At 68.9% G+C, this 2953-nt stretch carries 3 protein-coding genes; 2 read left to right on the top strand and 1 reads right to left on the bottom strand.

Going from position 1 to position 2953, the window contains the following annotated elements:
* On the top strand, nt 1-669 hold a 669-nt coding region (locus JMF90_RS31480), incomplete at its 5' end, for a pyridoxal-dependent decarboxylase (RefSeq protein ID WP_236598068.1).
* A gap of 3 nt (nt 670-672) precedes the next feature.
* Here JMF90_RS31480 and JMF90_RS31475 read toward each other — a convergent pair.
* Nucleotides 673-1590 (bottom strand): LysR family transcriptional regulator, encoded by a 918-nt coding sequence (locus tag JMF90_RS31475; protein WP_012338845.1) that lies wholly within the window; start codon nt 1588-1590, stop codon nt 673-675.
* A 143-nt stretch (nt 1591-1733) separates the two neighbouring features.
* On the opposite strand from JMF90_RS31475, the gene JMF90_RS31470 reads away from it, so the two are divergent.
* On the top strand, nt 1734-2953 hold a 1220-nt coding region (locus tag JMF90_RS31470; protein WP_011548447.1), incomplete at its 3' end, for a Zn-dependent hydrolase.

Here is a 2953-nt window from a genome sequence, read left to right as displayed (position 1 = left end):
AGTAACACCGGCGAATTCGATCCGTTCGCGGCGTTGATTCCGCCCGCGAAGGCGGCCGGCGCGTGGGTGCACGTCGACGGCGCATTCGGCCTGTGGGCGCGCGCGTCGTCGAAGCGCGCGCTGACGGACGGCATCGACGGCGCGGACAGCTGGACGACCGACGGTCACAAATGGCTCAACACGCCGTACGACGGCGCGATGGTGATCTGTCGCGACGCGGCCGCGCTCGCCACCGCGATGAACAGCGACGCCGTCTATCTGAGCGGCGCGCACGATGCGCAGAAGAACCTGAACCTCGAATTCTCACGCCGCGCGCGCGGCATTCCCGTGTGGGCCGCATTGCGCTCGCTCGGCCGCGCCGGCGTCGCGACGATGATCGAGCGGCATTGCGCGCAGGCGGCGCGGGTCGCCGACGGCCTGCGGGCGGCCGGCTACGACGTGCTGAACCGCGTCGTGCTGAACCAGGTGCTCGTGCGCGCCGGCACCGACGAGGAAACGGCGGCGATCCTCGAAGCCGCGCAGGCGTCGGGCGACGTGTGGTTCGGCGCGACCGTGTGGCAGGGGCGGCCGGCGTTCCGGATCAGCGTGTCGTCGTGGCGCACCGAGGACGTGCACATCGATCGTCTCGTTGCGTTGCTGACGAAGCTGCGCGGCGTGCACGTGGGTTGAGCGTCACGCGTCGTCCGCGGCCGACACGGTTGCAGACGCACCTTTCAGGCACTCGATGAAGTGGAGCGCGGCCGGCGTCAGCAACGCATGCCGCCGCATCACGATCGCGACTGTCAGCGCCGGCATCGGCTCGGCGAGATTCAACGCGACGATCCCGCGCGACTGGCGTTCGACCTCGGCGAGCGGCCGCGCGAACACGCCGAGCGCATCCGTCTGCGACACGAGCCCGAGCGTCGCGGCAAACGACGGGCAGTGCACCACGCGTTTCGGCACGTCGAGGCCGAATGGCATGAAGATCGAGCGGATCAGGTCGTCGCCGCCTTCGCCGTAGCGCGGCACGCACCAGTGCGCATCGACGAGCTCGCGCAACGAGCGGGCCCGCGCGAGCCGATGCCGGCTTCGCGCGACGACCGCGAACGCCGTGCGGAACAATGGAATGCTCGCGAATTCGTCCGGGTCCGGCAGCGCGTTCGACAGTTGGTGCGTGACGATGAAGTCGAGCGAGCCGTCGCGCAGCCGCGCGAGGTCCGTCGCGGTCAGTGCATCGTCGACGTTCAGCGTCGCGCCGGGCAGGTCGCGCGTGAAGGCCGCGAACGCGCGCGGCAGGATCGTCAACGCGACGGTCGGGCTGACCGCGATCGATACCGAGCCGGTCGTGCCCAGCCGCAACTGCTCGATCTCGTCGCGCGTGCGCTGGATCTCCTCGACGATCAGCCGCGCGCGAATCGCGAATGCGCTGCCGTAATCGGTCAGCGCGATCCCCTTGACGCTGCGCACGACGAGCGGCACGCCCAGCTCGTGTTCGAGCTCGCGCACGATGCCGCTGACGGCCGGCTGCGTGACGCCGAGCGCACGCGCCGCACCGCGAATGGTGCGATGCTCGGCGACCGCGAGAAACGCATCGAGTTGCTTGAGCTTCATGGGCGATCGATCCAGTGAGAAAGAAGGCACGGGGGCCGGGCGGAACGCCGAGTGACAAGTAAAAATTATCATCAACAACGAAATCTTGGATTTTTCTTATTGGGTCGAGTGTATATGCTCGGTGCTTTTCAGGAGCGGCGACGATGATGCGCGTGAACCAGCAGAGACTGTGGGATTCGCTCATGGAGATGGCGACGATCGGCGCGACCGCGCACGGCGGCAGTTGCCGGCTCGCGCTGAGTGACGACGATGCGCAAGGCCGGCGCCGCTTCATCGCCTGGTGCGAGGCCGCGGGCTGCGAGATCCGCATCGATCCGATCGGCAACGTGTTCGCGCGCCGGCCCGGCACGCAGCCCGGCTTGCCGGCCGTGATGTGCGGCAGCCATCTCGACACCCAGCCGCTCGGCGGCCGCTTCGACGGCGTCTATGGCGTGCTCGCGGGCCTCGAGGCGATCCGCACGCTGAACGAGCACGGCATCGCGACGCGGCACCCGATCGACGTCGTCGCGTGGACCAATGAGGAGGGCTCGCGCTTCACGCCGGGCATGATGGGCTCGGCCGTCTATGCGGGCGCGCTCGATCTCGACTATGCACTGGCGCGCCCGTGCATGCAGACGGGCGTGCTGCTGCGCGACGAACTCGAGCGCACCGGTTTCGCCGGCCCCGCGCGCGAGCGACAGATGCCGAAAGCGTATTTCGAAGCGCATATCGAGCAGGGGCCGGTGCTGGAGCAGGCCGGCTTGCCGATCGGCGTCGTGACGGGGGTGCAGGGCATCTACGAGCTCGACGTCACGGTTACCGGCTTCGAGTCGCATGCGGGCACGACGCCGATGAGCGTGCGCCGCGACGCGATGGGCGTGGCGGCCGCGATGATCGCCGCGATCGTCGAGCACGGCCATGCGTTCGATGCCGACGCGCGCGTGACCGTCGGCCATGTCGCGTGCGAGCCGAATTCACCGAGCACGATACCGGGCAAGGTGCGCTTCAGCGTCGACGTGCGCCACCCGTCGCGGCCGGCGTTGCAGCAACTCGTCGCCGATATCGAGGCAATCTGCATGGAGCGCACCGCGCTGCGTGGCACGTGCGTGCAGGTGCAGACGATCGCCGAATACGCGCCGGTGGTGTTCGATGCGGACTGCGTCGTGCGCGTGCGGCAGGCGACGGCCGCCGCCGGCTATCCATACCTGGAGATGTGCAGCGGCGCGGGGCACGACGCGGTGAACCTGTCATACGTCGCGCCGTCCGCGATGGTGTTCGTGCCGTGCAAGGCCGGGCTCAGCCACAACGAAGCGGAAGATGCCGATCCGGTACACCTCGCGCAAGGCGCGGCGGTGCTGGCGAACCTGCTGGCCGATTGCGCGCG

The sequence above is a fragment of the Burkholderia sp. E168m23 genome, assembly GCF_016586125.1.
Classification (GTDB): Bacteria; Pseudomonadota; Gammaproteobacteria; order Burkholderiales; family Burkholderiaceae; genus Burkholderia; species Burkholderia orbicola.
This window is presented reverse-complemented; position numbering and strand designations above follow the sequence as displayed.

Excerpts from the sequence above, each read along its gene's own strand:
- JMF90_RS31475 (WP_012338845.1), bottom strand. The coding sequence starts at position 1,590 with ATGAAGCTCAAGCAACTCGATGCGTTTCTCGCGGTCGCCGAGCATCGC.